This window comes from Stenotrophomonas sp. STEN022 (genome assembly GCF_056760155.1).
The window spans coordinates 1-15664 of record NZ_JBRREG010000064.1; the positions used below are offsets into that span (position 1 = coordinate 1).

11 protein-coding genes are annotated in these 15664 nt (G+C 63.0%); 9 read left to right on the plus strand and 2 right to left on the minus strand.

Going from position 1 to position 15664, the window contains the following annotated elements; translation table 11 throughout:
- Nucleotides 1-157 precede the first annotated feature (157 nt).
- From ACVOMF_RS13685 to ACVOMF_RS13705, 5 genes are all read left to right on the plus strand, one after another.
- Nucleotides 158-748, plus strand: coding sequence for a DUF4136 domain-containing protein (locus ACVOMF_RS13685; protein ID WP_481509787.1), 591 nt, complete (start codon nt 158-160; stop codon nt 746-748).
- A gap of 56 nt (nt 749-804) precedes the next feature.
- Nucleotides 805-1488, plus strand: coding sequence for an ion channel (locus ACVOMF_RS13690; protein ID WP_481509788.1), 684 nt, complete (start codon nt 805-807; stop codon nt 1486-1488).
- Between the two features lie 242 nt (nt 1489-1730).
- Nucleotides 1731-4004 carry a winged helix-turn-helix domain-containing protein gene (locus tag ACVOMF_RS13695; RefSeq protein ID WP_481509789.1) on the plus strand — a complete coding sequence of 758 codons (2274 nt, stop codon included), beginning with the start codon at nt 1731-1733 and terminating at the stop codon, nt 4002-4004.
- Between the two features lie 133 nt (nt 4005-4137).
- Nucleotides 4138-5040, plus strand: coding sequence for an AraC family transcriptional regulator (locus tag ACVOMF_RS13700; protein ID WP_481509790.1), 903 nt, complete (start codon nt 4138-4140; stop codon nt 5038-5040).
- Nucleotides 5041-5101: 61 nt separating this feature from the next.
- The gene (locus tag ACVOMF_RS13705) at nt 5102-7942 is read left to right on the plus strand and encodes a TonB-dependent receptor (protein WP_481509791.1); all 2841 of its coding nucleotides are present in this window, start codon (nt 5102-5104) and stop codon (nt 7940-7942) included.
- 298 nt (nt 7943-8240) lie between these two features.
- Here ACVOMF_RS13705 and ACVOMF_RS13710 read toward each other — a convergent pair whose 3' ends face one another.
- Nucleotides 8241-9356, minus strand: a complete 1116-nt coding sequence (locus ACVOMF_RS13710; protein ID WP_481509792.1) for an HDOD domain-containing protein — start codon at nt 9354-9356, stop codon at nt 8241-8243.
- A gap of 161 nt (nt 9357-9517) precedes the next feature.
- The gene (gene ppa / locus ACVOMF_RS13715; RefSeq protein WP_282268572.1) at nt 9518-10063 is read right to left on the minus strand and encodes an inorganic diphosphatase; all 546 of its coding nucleotides are present in this window, start codon (nt 10061-10063) and stop codon (nt 9518-9520) included.
- A gap of 216 nt (nt 10064-10279) precedes the next feature.
- Here ppa and ACVOMF_RS13720 point away from each other — a divergent pair, with 216 nt between their 5' ends.
- The 4 genes from ACVOMF_RS13720 (at nt 10280) to ACVOMF_RS13735 (ending at nt 15655) form a co-directional block, all read left to right on the plus strand.
- A complete protein-coding gene (locus tag ACVOMF_RS13720) occupies nt 10280-10780 on the plus strand; it encodes an RNA polymerase sigma factor (RefSeq protein WP_481509793.1) in 501 nt (166 codons plus the stop codon).
- Between the two features lie 88 nt (nt 10781-10868).
- On the plus strand, nt 10869-11840 hold the full coding sequence (locus ACVOMF_RS13725; protein ID WP_481509794.1) for a FecR family protein: 972 nt from the start codon (nt 10869-10871) through the stop codon (nt 11838-11840).
- 126 nt (nt 11841-11966) lie between these two features.
- A complete protein-coding gene (locus tag ACVOMF_RS13730) occupies nt 11967-14885 on the plus strand; it encodes a TonB-dependent receptor (RefSeq protein WP_481509795.1) in 2919 nt (972 codons plus the stop codon).
- A 179-nt stretch (nt 14886-15064) separates the two neighbouring features.
- Nucleotides 15065-15655 (plus strand): biliverdin-producing heme oxygenase, encoded by a 591-nt coding sequence (locus ACVOMF_RS13735; protein ID WP_481509796.1) that lies wholly within the window; start codon nt 15065-15067, stop codon nt 15653-15655.
- The last annotated feature ends 9 nt before the right edge of the window (nt 15656-15664 follow it).

The following is a 15664-nucleotide window of genomic DNA, read 5'->3' on the forward strand; positions in this document are numbered from 1 at the left end:
AAAGCGCCACCTTCCCGCGCGCGGGGCGCGCTGGTCAAGCGGGTCTAATACGCTGGTGTGCCGGGCGGGGGCACCCAGGGGGGGCCCCCGGCCACTGCTTGACGCCAGCGCGGGTACGGACGTGGTAGCGTGCAGCCGTCCACACCAGGGGTAGACCATGAAACTTCGCTTTGTTGCTCTGCTTTTCGCCTTGTCCACGTTGCTCCTGCTGGGCGCGTGTGCCAGCACCCCGCGCGTCGCCAGCCAGGCAGATCCTACTGCCGACTTTTCGCGCTACCGCAGCTTCGCGTTCTTCAGCCCGCTGGCGCTTGAACAGCACGGCTATACCACCATCACCAGCAATCGCATCCGCGCTGCGGTGCGCACGCAGATGGAGTCACGTGGTTACCGGTTCGATGAAGCCAACCCGGACCTGTGGGTGAACCTCAACGCCTATCTGCAGGACAAGACCCAGGTCACCACGATGCCGGAAGTGGATTACGACTATTACTACAGCTATCGCGCCCGCGGCTATGTTGCCGTGCCTTACTGGCGCGACCGCACCGATGTACGCCAGTACACGGAAGGCACCTTGAACGTGGACGTGGTGGATGTGCGGAAGAAGCAACTGGTTTGGGAAGGCGTTGCGGTCGGCACGGTCGGACGGCTGAAGCCGGAACAGCGTGGCGAGCGGATCGATGCGGCGGTGGCAGCGATCTTTGCCACCTATCCGTATCGCGCCGGGATGGCAGCTAGCCCGACCCCCTGAGCTCCGCGCCTGCGGGACTTGGTTCAACTACATCGTTCGGCACAGGCAATGAAGGGATGCGTATGCACTCGCGCTTGAGGTGGATTGTGATGGCGCGCAGGCACCCGTCGGCGTGGTTGCTGGCGGTGCAGTTGCTCGGCGTACTGCTCTACCCCGCGATGGAGCATATGCCGGCCGGACGCGCGCTGTTCGGTGCGTTCGGCATGGTGGTGCTGGGGTTGGCGGTATGGGTGGTGCGGCGCAGCCCGTTGCTGCTGTGGCTGGCGTTGACGCTGGCGATCCCGGCGGTGGTGTTCTCGATCGCCGGTGCCTTGTTGGGGCGCCATTCGCTGATCGCGGTGGCGCAGGCCTTCGAGAGCCTGCTGTACTTCTATACCTCATGCAGCTTGATTGCCTACATGCTGCAGGACCACAAGGTGACACGAGATGAGCTGTTTGCCGCTGGCGCCACCTTTACCTTGCTGGCTTGGGCGTTCGCATTTGCCTATTCAGTGTGCCAGCACGTCTATCCAGGCAGTTTTGTCGCCACCAGCGAAGGCGATTTCAGGAGCTGGGTCGAGTTGCTTTATCTCAGCTTCAGCTTGTTGTCAGGGGTGGGCCTGAGTGACGTGGTTCCTGTGCATCCACAGGCACGTGCTTTGGTGATGCTGGAGCAGTTTGCAGGCGTTATGTACGTTGCGTTGGTGGTTTCAAGGCTGGTTGGCCTGACCATCTACAAGGCAGAGAAAACTGAACGTTAGATAAAAAAATCGCGCCAGAAGGCGCGAATCATGTAGCTGATTATGTAATTTCGTCGGCGAGAGAGAGCCTGATGTCGTCCACGTTTGGCACGTGGGGAACTTCATTAGAGTAATATCTGTTCCAGATAAAACATTTGCTCTGTGCGTTGATGCCTTTTGCGGAACTTGGCGGCTTGTAAGGGGTTGGACCCCGGAAAGCTGGACACAGGATTGGTGTCCGCCAGCGATTTTGAAAGACCGCGATGGCAACGAACCCCACCGAAAAACCAAGCTCTGACCGACTGCGCGTCGGTGAGTGTCTGGTGGTGCTTTCCTCTCGTGAGGTGCATCTGCCAGGCACACGCAAAGTACAGCGGCTCACACCGAAAACGGTGGGGGTGTTGCTGGCGCTTGCGCGTAGGCCAGGCCAGGTCGTGACCCGCGACGAGCTGTTTGCCGAGGTCTGGCCGGACACCTTGCCGACCAACGACGTGCTGACCCAGGCTGTGACCCAGTTGCGCAAGGCGTTCGCCGCAACCGAGGCCGGTGAGGGTGCACCTTATATAGAGACCATCGCGAAGACCGGATACCGGCTGCTTGCCGCGGTGGTATGGGAGTCGAGCCCGGAAATTGGGACTGTTGATGCGTTTGGAAACGCTGGCGCGGCGGTCGCTGATCCAGCGTCTGCGGACGGGCGCGGATCGGCACGCTACAAACGCCGCAAGGTGCGTCGTTATGGCTTGTTGGCAATCGGCATTGCCTTGTTGCTCAGCACGCTGGTGATGGCGTGGTTGTTGTGGGGGCGCGGAACGCCTTCGCAGGTGGATGCAACGGTTGTCGAGGGTAATCGGGTGGTGGGCAGTCCTGCGCGGCCCTATCGGCTGATTACCGCGACCGAAGACGTCGAGGTAAATCCTTCACTCTCGCCTGATGGTGCGTTGGTTGTGTTCGCGCGCGAGCGGGACAATCGCTCCAGTCTGTGGATCCAGAGTGTGAGCAATGCGACCGCCACGCCGCTGCTGGCAGCACCTGCCGGGGCCTCGGACCGTTTCCCGGTGTGGTCGCCGAATGGCCGCAATATTGCCTTTGCGCGCTTCCTGCCGCAGGGCGACTGCGAGGTGTTGGTAGTGTCGGCAACCGGTACCGGTCTGCGCCGCGCCACGCGTTGCGACGGTACCGACATGCTCAGCTTTGACTGGGCGCCGGACGGCGCCAGCCTGCTGTTTGGTTCCATGACCGGCCGTTACGCGAGCCGCGGCATCCGCAGTCTGGATCTGGCATCAGGGCGCTGGTCCTCGTTGCAATACGAGATCGGTGCAGACGACTTCGACTATGCACCGCGCTACTCGGCGGATGGAAAAAAGATCGGTTTCGTACGCAATCCCCAGGTGGGGGATATGTGGGTGATGGATGCCGATGGCAGCAATGCGCAGCGCTTGACCGATGAGGCCGCCGAAATCAGGGGTTGGAGTTGGTTGGGCTCGGATGAAATGGTGTTCGGCCGCCGTATCGACAGCGAGGCGCGCCTGTATCGCTTGGACGTGGCGACGCGCGCCCTGCGTGACATGGGTATTGACAATGCACAGAGCCCTGCGATGTCGCGTGGTGGTGGCAACCTGGCGTTCATGCGCAGCCAGCCGCAGTTCGGCTTGTACCGTATTCCACTGGGAGCTGGAGCTGGACCGGCGCAGCGCCTGTTCGCTTCCTCCGCGCGTGATGGCCAGCCAATGGCCTCACCCGATGGTGCGCAGTTGGCCTTCACCTCGGACAGGTCTGGTGCGTTTGCACTGTGGTGGGCGCGCTTGGATGAGCCGGCCTCCCTGCAGATGATTGAAGGGGTACGCCCCGAGGCGCGGCAGCCCATGGACTGGTCCGCCGATGGGCGGCGTCTGCTGGTGACTGGGCGTGACACTGACGGGGCACCTGGCATTTACGAAGTAGCACCGGAAGAGGGCCATTGGGTAAAGCTGGCAGTGCCAGCGCGTGAGCCGTTGCAGGCAGTGTATGGGCCTGCCCCCAATACGCTGCTGGTGGTGGAGCGCGGCGGCGACGAGCGGATGGCATTGACCTTGTTTGACCGCAGTCAGCAGCCGTGGGCGCGCTTGGCGTCATTGGAGGGCGTGTCGCAGGTGCGGTACGACCGGGCTGGGCAAAGGGTGCTGTTCACCCGATTGGCAAGTGGCGGGCTTTGGCAGGCGGCGCCGAGCTTGGCCCAGAGCAGCGTGAAATCCGTACACGCTGACTTGCCTAGCCGCTGGCGTTATCGCGCTTGGGCCGTGGCGGCCAATGGCGCCGTGGAATACCAGGACATAAGTCGGGATTGCAGTAGCCGGCTCACCGCCATTGCCGGTGATGGCGCCAGCCAATGCCTGGACGCGAGCCGCTTCGGGGCGGGCAATGGCGTGAGTCTGGCGCCGGATGGAAGTGCGGTATTCATCGCTTTGGCCGCCGCTGACAATGCCGATATCGGGATGATGCGCATCCCGCATCGCGCGCCACGACGGGTGATGGGCTTGGCTAAGTGGTTGTCGCCATAGGAAATTGTGGCTTCGGAAATTTTTCGGATGCCTTATCGGGAAGGATTCGCAGCATTCTCGCCGGACTTTCCTGACCCTCGCCGCCAAAGTTGGCAAAACGTTCGCTCAATAAGAGCAAACGATGGTGTGCGACATGCGGCAGGTTTCGTGGGTGGATCGTGGTCAGTCTGTATCGTTCGAAAAGCCTGCGGAGGATGGCCCGCGTCCAGCTTGCGTTGGCGTAGCGCGATTGGGCAGCCTGCAGACCTCGGGCACGGTATTCACGGTGTGGCTGCAGCTGCGTGGCACTGCATGGGTGGAATCCAAGGAAGGCAAGTTCCGCTTGCGCCAGCGCGAGTGGATCGCCTTCGAAAAGGAATCACGCCCGCTGATCCAAGCTGGCCGTGATGGCATGTGCATTGGTGTCAGTCTGGATGCCGATGCTTTGCGCATGCTCGGCACACTGGCTGATAGCAGTGTTTATACCGGCCGTGGCCGAATGAGCCTGGCGGAGGCGCGTTTGGCGCTGCGCTTGTGGCGCGAAGCGCAGGCACCGGGTTCAACCATCCACCAGTTGCGTCCACTGCTGCTGCACCTTGCCTCCCTGCAGCGTGATCTCGCCGGCACCGTGCAGCGTTGCCCGGGGCGCTCACGTATCCGCAAGCGACAGGTATTTGGCCGCATGCAGCGTGCGCGCATGTATCTGGAAGGTAATAGCCATCGCGTCGTACGCATTGGCGAGCTGGCCGAGCTGACCAACTTCTCCAGCTGGTATCTGTCCAAGACCTTCCAGGCGTTGTATGAAGAGAGTCCGCAATCCCTGTCGGCGCGGTTGCGACTGGAACGCGCAGCGATGCTGTTGCGTGATACCGACATGATGATCGGTGAAGTGGCATCTGCCAGCGGTTTTGACAACTGTTGCAGCTTCGCGCGTGCGTTTCGTGCACGTTTCGGTGCGTCGGCCACGCAGTATCGAGAGACGCCGGTGGCGTTGAAGCCAGATTCGGCAAAGCTTAAGGATGGCTTGCGCAAAACCAAGGTGGCAGTACGAACGTAACGTTCAGGGGTGTTTAACACACCGCTAACTTTGTCGTTTGTTTAGCTCTTTGGAGAGATTGATGAAGCTTCGTAATTCTGCAGTGCGGTTGGGCTTGCTCCCGGCCGGCATTGCTATTGCCTTGACCCCCTCTTTTGCTTCGGCGCAGGAAGCTGCTGCCGGTGCGACCACCTTGGATCGCCTGGAAGTCACCGGCTCGCGTATTCGCGCTGCCAACATGGAAACCCAGCAGCCGATCCTGACCTTGAGCCGTGAGAACCTGGAAAAGCAGGGCTTCACCTCGGTCGCTGATGTGCTGCAGAACATGACCTCGGCCGGTTCCCCGGCAATCTCGCGTTCGGAATCGCTGGCTTCGGGCGAGAACGTGGGCGGTTACTACATCGATATCCGCAACCTGGGCGCTACCCGCACCCTGGTGCTGATGAACGGCAAGCGCCTGGGCGCTACCTCGGGCGGCTACCAGGATCTGAGCCAGATCCCGATGTCGGCCATCGAGCGCATTGAAGTGCTGAAGGACGGCGCCTCGGCCATCTATGGTTCGGACGCCATTGCCGGCGTGGTCAACGTGATCACCCGCAAGAACTTCGACGGTGCTGAAGCCAATGTCCATATCGGCCAGTACGGCGAAGGCGACGGTGACCTGGAGCAGTACTCCTTCACCATGGGCGCCGCCGGCGAGCGTGGCAGCCTGACCCTGTCGGCTGAATACTCCAAGCAGGATCCGGTGATGGCCGGTGACCGCTGGTATTCGCGTGATGGCGGCCGTGGCCCGAACTCGACCTCCGCCGACTGGAGCGCGCTGACCAACAAGGGCAGCTGGCTTGGTCCGTGTGGTCCGGGCGGCGCAGACGCATGGTGCACCCTGAATCAAGGTGGCGATCCGAAGAATGTTGCTGACTACCATCCCATTACCCAGGGTGAGTACACCAACGCCAACCCGGAGATGAGCCTGCAGACCGGCATCGAGCGTAAGTCGGTATACGTCAACGGCACGTACGACTTCACCGACAACATCTCGTTCAATGCGGACATTCTGTACAACGAGCGCAACACGGACCAGCAGATCGCTGGTTATCCGTACCAGTCGCAGTCGGCGGCAATCAACACCCCGATGGCCGCTAATTCGGCGTTCAACCCGATCGGCAAGGAAATCCACTTCCGTCGTCGTCTTTCGGAAGTGCCGCGTACCACCGACAGCCAGCTGAAGACCCTGCGCTTTGCGCCGTCGGTCAGTGGCTTCTTCGATTTCGCGGGCAAGTCGTTCGACTGGAACGTCGGCGCACTGTTCAACCGCAACGAATCGGTCAAGAGCAACCACGGCGACATGAGCCTGATCGCTGCGCGTCAGGCACTGGGCCAGTCGTTCATCGACGCTGATGGCGTTGCCCGTTGCGGCACTGCTGCCAAGCCGATCGCAGGCTGCCTGGCATGGAACCCGCTGCTGCCGATCGGCGTTGCAGGCCCGGGCTCGCTGGACAACAAGGAACTGCAGGAGTTCCTGTTCCCGACCTACACCACCACCGGTGTCTCCAAGACCACCGCGTTCACCGCTGACCTGGCTGGTTCGATCATGACCCTGCCGGCTGGTGAGCTGGGCTTCGCCTTCGGTGTCGAGCACCGCGAAGAACAAGCGCGCTACGTGCCGGATGCGTTCATGCAGTCGGGCCAGTACACCGGTCTGGCGCAGGACACCACCAACGGCAAGTACGACCTGGACGAGGTTTACCTCGAGCTGAACATCCCGGTGCTGGCCGACATGGCTTTCGCCAAGGAACTGACCATCAACGTTGCTGGTCGTTACTCGGACTACAGCAACTTCGGCGACACCGTGAATGGCAAGTTCGGCGTCACCTGGCGTCCGCTGGATGAGCTGCTGGTCCGCGGCACCTACGCTGAAGGCTTCCGTGCACCGTCGATCGACAACATGTACGGCGGCGTTGGTGCGAGCTTCGAGCGTTACATCGATCCCTGCTCGGTAGGCGTGGCTGGCAGCGTTGCCGGCAATGCCGCTTGCACCGCCGCAGGCGTGTCCCCGAACTACGTACAGCTGGGTCAGGGTTATGTGCCGTGCACCACCTCGCCGTGCGCTACCCCGGACCAGTTCCTGTCTGGTTCCAATCCGAACCTGAAGCCGGAAACCTCCAAGAGCAAGACCATGGGTCTGGTGTGGAGCCCGCGCTGGGTGCAGGGTCTGGACATCTCGCTTGACTGGTACAACTACCAGATCAGCGACATGATCATCTCCGATAGCGTCAGCCGCATCCTGCGTGATTGCTATGTGCTGGGTGACAGCAGCCGTTGCGCCGGTATCGTGCGTGCGGCCGATGGCCATATCAGCGAGATGTTCTACGGCCTGGCCAACCTGGGCCAGATGGAAACCGAAGGCTACGACCTGGGCGTGAAGTACCGTCTGCCGGAAATGTCGTTCGGTCAGATCTCCATCGACTCGCAGACCAGCTACACCGCCAAGTACGACGAAGCCGGCCAGAACAAGGCTGGTGACAAGATCACCATCGGCAACGTCGGTTCGCCGGGTATCTTCCGCGTGCGCTCGAACCTGGGCGTGAACTGGGAATACGGCGATTTCGGTGTCAACTACACCGCGCGTTACTACTCGGGCATGAAGGAAAGCTGCATCACCACCGCCGAGGGCTGGTGTGACCAGCCGAACCGTTACCAGAACGGTGAGAAGGCTCCGCTGCGTACCACCGGTTCGAACACGTTCCATGACCTGCAGGTCAGCTACAAGGCGCCGTGGGATGCCACCATCGCAGTGGGCGCGAACAACCTGTTCAACCACCGCGGTGCGCTGCAGTACTCGGCACCGAACAGTGCCTTCGCGTACTACGGTGGCTTCGACATCGGTCGCTTCCTGTACCTGAAGTACACCCAGCGCTTCTGATCCATCGAAGCACTGTGATGCATGACAAAGGGTGGGCCGCAAGGCTCACCCTTTTTCTTTGCGCTGAGTAGTCGTTGGTGCAGGGCGTGCACTGACCGCCAATCAGCGTCGGCGTGGAGTACCACGTAGTCCATCAACACACGCCAGGCCCGTAAGCGCAGCGGACCCTGGATGGACCGAGCAACGCAAGCCGACGCCGCACGGGCAGCACAATCACGTTCAGTACGCAGAAACCACAACGGCCGCTATGCGGCCGTTGTCATTCAATCCTGATTCTTCAGCCTGCTGAGGCGCAGGTTCATGCCTCGAGGCTGACGCCCATCAGCTCATCGGCCATTGCCCGCCATTGCTCCAACTTGGGCAGTACGCCGACATTGGCCAGATACTGCTCATCAACCGCGGTACCGGCGGCCAGTGCGGTGGCGACGTGGACGGCACCGGCCACCCAGAAGCTGCGTACATTGGAACGGCCCGGCTGCAGCTGGAAGGCGACGGCTTCGATGATCGGCATCGGCAGGCCCCACAGGCCCATCAGATAGGCACCGGCCTCGGCGTGGCCGGGACGCGGGTCATCGGCCTCGGCGGCCTGGCGTTCATCGCGTACGCCGGGCAACAGCAGGCCGATATCGGCCAGCAGTGCGGCGGTGGAACCGAGTTCGGCGCTGGACGCCGGCAGCATCTTGGCGGCCAGGCGTGAGGCCATCAATGCGCGTGATTGCAATGCGTTGCGGTCGGGCCCGGACATGCCGGGCAGGGCGAATACTTCACTGGCCAGGACCAGGTCGCGCAGGGTGGCCATGCCCAATCGGGTCACTGCGCCACGCAGGTCGGAAATGGCCCGGCCGCTGTTGAAGAACGCCGAGTTGGACAGCTGCAATACCTTGGCGGCGATGGCCGGGTCGGCTGCGATCAGCTTGGCGATCTCTGCAGAGTCGCTCTCCTCGTCCTCTTCCAGCGCGTGGGTCAGGCTGATGTACAGGTGTGGCGGCGAGGGCAGCTTTTCGATGCGGCCGATGGTCTGGCGCAGGTGCGGGCTGTCCAGCAGTTCGCGTAGCTCCTCCAGGCTGGTCAGTGCTTCAAGCAGCACTTCCGGGGCCAGCGGCAGCGGCAGGAAACGATGGGCTACGCCAATGATGCGGGCCGATGGCACGCGCTGGTTGTTGTCGCCGTCGATCAGTGCGATGCGGATGGTTTCCGGGCGCAGCGTGCGGATCTGGCCGAGCAGGGTGGCCGGTGCCAGGTCCGGCAATACCGGTGCAACGATGATCGCGTCGATGGTGGCCGAGGACACCGCAACGATAGCAGCACTGCCATCCGGGACCGACTGTACTTCCCACTCATCGCCCAGATCGGCGACGTACTCAAGCAGCTCGGCCGACAGGTTGGCTTCGCCACCGACTAACAGGATTCGCAAGACACTTCCCCTTGGACAAAACGCAAAATCCGCACAAAAAAACAGGCCGGAGACCGGCCTGTCAATGTAGCTGCTCGCTGGCAAAGGGTCATGCCCTCTGCAAGGAAAACGTGATGGTTGTCGCTACGCAGGGCCCGTGTTACGACCCTGCGCCGGCACAATCAGACGTCCTGTTCCTGGGTGGCGAGGTAGGTCTTGTGCGCCTCGCTGAGGATGCGCTTGGCTTCGGCGGCGTCGCCCCAGCCTTCGATCTTGACCCACTTGCCCTTTTCCAGGTCCTTGTAGTGCTCGAAGAAGTGGCCGATGCGCTCCAGCCAGTGGCTGGACACCTGGGCGATGTCTTCGACGTGGGCGTAGCCGCTGAAGATCTTGGCGACCGGCACGGCCAGGATCTTCTCGTCGCTACCGGCTTCGTCGCTCATCTTCAGCACGCCGACCGGACGGCAGCGCACAACCGAGCCCGGGACCAGCGGCAGCGGCAGCACCACCAGCACGTCGGCCGGGTCGCCATCGCCGCACAGGGTCTGCGGCACGAAGCCGTAGTTGCAGGGGTAGCGCATCGGCGTGGACAGGATGCGATCGACGAACATCGCGCCGCTTTCCTTGTCCATTTCGTACTTCACCGGCTCCGAATCCTTCGGGATCTCGACGATGACGTTGATTTCTTCCGGCGGGTTCTTGCCCGGCGAGACCAATTTCAGGCTCATTGCGCTGACTCCGAATCGTTGTTGGTTGAAAAAGAGCTCCATTCTACGCGCACCACTATTGCGGCGCACCAAACCCGGGCTCGCGGGCTGATCCGGAGCGGGCGGAAGAACGCACTGTCGCGCAATACGTATGAGAACCATTATCATTATGGAGATATCCTTGCCTGCCCAAGACCGCCTGACGCAGGTGGCCTGCCTTGCCTTCACAGCCCCTCCATGTCCAGCAACGCCAACACCTTGACCGAACTTCTGATCCGCGAACGCCCGGCCTTGCTGCGTCTGGTGCGGCAGATCCTCGGTAGCGACGGCGGTGCCGACGACGTCATCCAGGGGGTGTGGTTCAAGGTCCGCGGGGTCGGCAACGAGCCGGTCATCGGCAATCCGCGCGCGTATCTGTACCGGCTGGCCAGCAACCTGGCCACCGATCACGGCCGTGAACGCACGCGCCGGCTGCGCCTGCAGGCCGAGAATTACCTGTGGGGAGCGGACGAGGTGCTGTCCACCGAAGAGCAGGTGATGGCGCAGGATGAGTTGGCGCGGGTACTGGAAGCCGCCGACCACCTGCCCGAGCCCACCCGCAGCATGTTCCGCCTGAACCGCCTGCAGGGGCTGACCCAGCCGGAGGTGGCGCGGCGCATGGGGGTATCGGTGACCACCGTCGAAAACCATCTGCGCCTGGCCCTGCAGCGCCTGGCCTGGGCGCGCAGCGGCGACTAGCCTCGCAGCTACCCTTGGGGATGCGGCGCTGCCAATCGTCTTGTATTCCGTCCGTACCCACCAACAGCATCACCACCTGAGCCAGCCCATGCGCCCGCCGTCCTCTTCCGTCCCGTCCGAGAATCCCGTTGCGCAGCAGGCGCGCGACTGGGTGCTGCGGCTGGCATCGGGAACCATGAGCGAGCCTGACATGCAGGCGTTCGAGCAGTGGCTGCTGCAGCCCGGGCACCGCCATGCGTTTGAACATGAACGCGTGCTCTGGCGCAGTCTCGCTGCCCGCCCGCAGACCACGGTGCTGGTGCAGCGCCCGCAGCGGCATGTGCAACGGCGCTGGTTGGCGGCGGTGGCGGTGTTGGCGCTGTTCTGCGGGGTGATGTCGGCGCCGGAGCTGGCGCTGCGCATGCGCGCGGACCACCGCGCGGATGTGGCCATCCAGCATGTCCACCTGCCTGACGGTTCAACCGCGGTGCTGGATGCCGGTGCGGCCATTGCCGTGCATTACAGCGAGGCTGGCCGGCGTATCGAGCTGCTGCGCGGGCGCGCCTGGTTCGAGGTTGAGCCGCAAGCCGGCGCGCCCTTCCGCGTTACGGTTGGTGATGGCGTGGTGGAGGATATCTCCACCGCGTTCGTGGTCAGCCGGGAAGCTGATCGCGTCGATACCGCGGTCGAACAGGGGCGTGTGCGGGTAGCAGCGCGCCCTGACCAGGGCTGGATGTACCTGCAGGCAGGCCAGGCCGCGGGCTGGAGCAATGGCGGCGTTGCCGAGCGCGGCGCGGAGTTGGCGCCTGATCATGTCGCTGCATGGCGACGCGGCGAGCTGTTGCTGGAGAACGTGCCGGTGACGCAGGTGCTGGCTGAGTTGGGGCGTTATCGGCCCGGCCATGTATTCGTGCGTGGCGATCTGTCGGCGTTGCCGCCGATCAATGCCGCGTTGCGTCTGGATCAACCCGAGCAGGCGCTGGATGCGCTGGCTGCGGGCAGTGGCTTGCGCGTGACGCGGTTGCCGTTCGGCATCGCGATCGTGCAGGCACAGGAAAACGAGCTGCCAGCGCGTCGCTAGCTGAGCTGGGCGATTGATCTTGGGGGTTTGCCCGGTTCATTCGTCTTAACCCCGACCGTACCTCAGCCGCCGCCACGTACGTCGAACCTCCGCCGCCTGATTGCGGCTTCGACAACAGGATTTTCAATGCCCAGTTCTTTCCGCGCCGGCCCACGCCTGCGCTTGTCTCGTCTGCACGTCGCGATGCTGGCCGCCGGCCTGGCAGTGATGACGCCAGCCGTTCCCGCAATGGCGCAGGCCACCGTGGCCAGTGCCTCCGCGCAGTTCGACATCCCCGCACAGCCGCTTGCCGCAGCCCTGGGTCAGTACATGCGTCAGTCTGGTGTACAGGTGGCCTATACCGCAGCCCTGGCTGACGGTGCGACCTCGGCACCGGTTTCCGGCCAGCTGGCACCGGCAGCGGCCCTGCAGCAGCTGCTGCGCGGCACCGGCCTCGCAGCCCGCCGCAGCGGCAATGGTGCGGTGACGCTCGAAAAACTCCCGGCGGGTGCCAATAATGCCGATGACCTGGTCGTGACCGGCACGCTGAGCGTGGCCGGCGATCAACGCGGTGGCGAAGGCAGCGGCAGTGATGCCGCGCGCCTGCTCGATACCTACCGCACCACCGGTTCGACCGCCTACATCCCGCAGCAGACCATCGAACGCTTCCGTGGCACCTCCACCGCCGACATCATCAAGGGCGTGGCCGGCGTCACCGCCGGTGATCCGCGCGTGGGCAATGCCCTGGACGTGAACATCCGTGGCATCCAGGGGCAAAGCCGCATCCCGGTGATCATCGATGGTGGCCAGTCCACCATGGATACCTACCGTGGTTACGCTGGCCAGTCGCAGCGCACCTACCTCGATCCGGACCTGATCTCCAACATCACCATCACCAAGGGGCCGAGCCTGCAGGCAAATGCCTCCGGCGGCATCGGTGGCGTGGTCGAGATGGAGACCTTGAAAGTGGATGACGTGCTGCGCGAAGGCCGTGACAGCGGCATCCGCGTGCGTACCGGCCTGGCCAACAACAGCGCCAACAACGTGCCCGACTACAGCGCCGCACCGCGCACTGACCGCAACGCCACTGGCAACCAGTTCGCCAACGTGGCAGTGGCCCAGCGCTGGGACCGTTTCGACCTGGTCGCCGCCTATGCCTGGCGCGATACAGGCAATTACTTCGGCGGCAAGCACGGCTATGACGACTTCCCGCAGACCCGGCGCACGCTGGCACCGCTGAACCCGCCGCGCACCGAAGTGTTCAACACCTCCTCGCGTTCGGAATCGGCGCTGCTCAAGGGCACCTGGCGCATCGACGATGCGCAGACGCTGGAGCTGGGCTACCGCCGCTATGAAGGCACTGCAGGCGAGATCATGGCCTCGCAGATCATCCGCGTGGACCGCGACCGCGTGCCACAGTGGGACCCGGGCCATGTCGACATGGACAGCTACAGCCTGCGTTATCGCTTCAACCCGGACAGCGCCTTGGTCGACCTGCGTGCAAACGCCTGGTACACCCTTGCCGAAAGCCTGATGTACAACAGCCTGACCGGTATCACCCCGTGGTACTTCGATCGCCGCACCGAGTGGTATGACGCGCCGAGCTTCAGCGGCAACCCCGGCTACAAGGATGCCTATGCCAACCCGCTGAAGCAGCAGCGCTTCGGCCTGGACGTGAGCAATACCTCGCTGCTGGAAACCAGCGCGGGTCTGTTCACCTTCGACTACGGCCTGTCGCTCAGCGACGAGGACATCCGCCCGAACTCGCCGATCATGCATGACGATCTGGTCAACAACCGCTTCCTGCGCAATGCCGAGCGCAAGGAATACAGCGCGGTCGCATCGATCAAGTGGGAACCCAATGAACACTGGGAATTCATGGCCGGTGGTCGCTGGAATCGCGTCAGCGTGCACGACCGTAATCGCCTGGCGACTGAGGACAAGTTCGAGGCCCAGGGTCAGTACCGCTACACCCAGCTGCTCAACGGTGACCCGAGCCTGCCGTCATGGCGTGCCAAGCGCATCGCGATGCTGAACTGGTACCCGGATGCCAATGGAAACTTCACCCAGGCCTCGCTGCTCGCCTCCCCGTACAAGAAGGGCACGGTAGCCGACATCGGCGGCTGGAACTTCTATGACGCCGATGCCGCCGAAGACTTGATGGTGCCGGTGAGCTGGACCTGGTCCAAGCCGATCAAGCGCCGCGACAGTGCGTTCTCGCCGACTGCAAGCGTTACCTACCACTTCGACGACGACAGCATGGTTTACCTCAAGTACGCCGAGGGCACCAAGCTGCCGAGCCTGTTCGAGACCACGCTGGGCCTGTTCACCGCCGCCAAGCCGGTGGGCGAACTGAAGCCTGAGCGCTCCGGCAGCTGGGAAATCGGCGCAAGTACCATCAAGCGCGATCTGTTCGCCAATGGCGACCAGCTGGCACTGAAGCTGGCCTACTTCGATACCCGCGTGGATGATCTGATCACCCGCGATTACCGCACGCTGTCGGCCGGCCTGATCCGCAATGTGGATCGCTTCAAGGTGTCGGGCATGGAGTTCCAGTCCAATTACGATGCCGGCAAGGTGTTCGCCGACCTGTCCGCGCACTACTACTTCAAAGCCAAGACCTGTGCACCGGATATCGCCGGCGAGCGTCGCGAGTACGGCATCAAGCGCAACATCGAGGAGCTGAAGAACACTCCGAACTGCGTGCACGGTGGCTTCGAGGGTTCGTACAGCAATACCCAGAACCCGCCGCGTTACACGGTCAACATGACCCTGGGTTCGCGCCTGTTCGACGAACGGCTGACCTTCGGTACCCGCGTGGTGCACAACGCCGGCCCGATCAGCAAGCTGGACAAGGAATGGAACGTCGGCCTGTCGGCGATCCAGCAGCTGTACCGCCCGGCGACCATCGTCGACCTGTTCGCCAGCTGGTCGTTCAACGACCAGTGGAACCTGGACGTCAACCTGGACAACGCCACCGACCGTTACTACCTGGACCCGCTGGCGTTGGGCATCCTGCCGGCACCGGGCCGTACCGCGCGGATGGCACTGACCTTCCGCTATTGATGGATAGGGTGTGATCGATGCAGCAGGTGATCCCGGCGCGGTAGCGCCGGGATTGCCGGTTGCAGCACATCGTGCAGGCCACTTGGGGGAAGGCCCCCGGCAGACGTCTCAATCAGGACGACCGGCCAGTCCATCAGAGGATGCAGTCGGTTTCCCCCTCCGCTTCGTTGTTGCAGATCATGACCACAACCGAAACCATTGCAGCTCCCACTCGTAGCCAGCGCCTGAAAGCGGCTACCAGCAGTACCCATGATTCGCTGGACAAACGCATCATGTCCGAGGACATCTTTGCCAGCCGCGAGCGCTTCGCCAAGTTCGTGCGCGTGCAATACCGTTTCCACCGCGACATCCAGGCGCTGTATGCAACGCCGTTGCTGCGCGCGCTGTTGCCGGATCTGGAACAGCGTCAGCGTCTGCAGCAAATTGTTGCCGACCTCGGTGATCTGCAGCAGGACGTTCCCGCCGACAGCGCCGCCGTCATCCCCGACGATATCGAACTGCCGCAGGCGCTGGGTTGGCTGTACGTGGCTGAAGGCTCCAACCTCGGTGGCACCATCCTGTTCAAGCTGGCTGGCAAGCTGGGCTTGGGCGCGGGGTTTGGTGCCAGCCACCTGGCCGCACATCCGGATGGCGCCGCCCGCCACTGGCGTGAGTTCACTGCGTCACTGGATGGCATCAGCATGACCGAAGCGCAGGAAGCGGCGGCCATCGAAGGCGCCAATGCTGCGTTCCGCACGGTGCGTGGCTACGTCGAACAGGAATTCGCCTGATGCAGTCAG

What these genes read in the sequence shown, in the direction of transcription:
- ACVOMF_RS13685 (WP_481509787.1), top strand. Translation starts at nt 158, where the DNA reads ATGAAACTTCGCTTTGTTGCTCTGCTTTTCGCCTTGTCCACGTTGCTC.
- ACVOMF_RS13690 (WP_481509788.1), top strand. Translation starts at nt 805, where the DNA reads ATGCGTATGCACTCGCGCTTGAGGTGGATTGTGATGGCGCGCAGGCAC.
- ACVOMF_RS13695 (WP_481509789.1), top strand. Translation starts at nt 1,731, where the DNA reads ATGGCAACGAACCCCACCGAAAAACCAAGCTCTGACCGACTGCGCGTC.
- ACVOMF_RS13700 (WP_481509790.1), top strand. Translation starts at nt 4,138, where the DNA reads ATGCGGCAGGTTTCGTGGGTGGATCGTGGTCAGTCTGTATCGTTCGAA.
- ACVOMF_RS13705 (WP_481509791.1), top strand. Translation starts at nt 5,102, where the DNA reads ATGAAGCTTCGTAATTCTGCAGTGCGGTTGGGCTTGCTCCCGGCCGGC.
- ppa (WP_282268572.1), bottom strand. Translation starts at nt 10,063, where the DNA reads ATGAGCCTGAAATTGGTCTCGCCGGGCAAGAACCCGCCGGAAGAAATC.
- ACVOMF_RS13720 (WP_481509793.1), top strand. Translation starts at nt 10,280, where the DNA reads ATGTCCAGCAACGCCAACACCTTGACCGAACTTCTGATCCGCGAACGC.
- ACVOMF_RS13725 (WP_481509794.1), top strand. Translation starts at nt 10,869, where the DNA reads ATGCGCCCGCCGTCCTCTTCCGTCCCGTCCGAGAATCCCGTTGCGCAG.
- ACVOMF_RS13730 (WP_481509795.1), top strand. Translation starts at nt 11,967, where the DNA reads ATGCCCAGTTCTTTCCGCGCCGGCCCACGCCTGCGCTTGTCTCGTCTG.
- ACVOMF_RS13735 (WP_481509796.1), top strand. Translation starts at nt 15,065, where the DNA reads ATGACCACAACCGAAACCATTGCAGCTCCCACTCGTAGCCAGCGCCTG.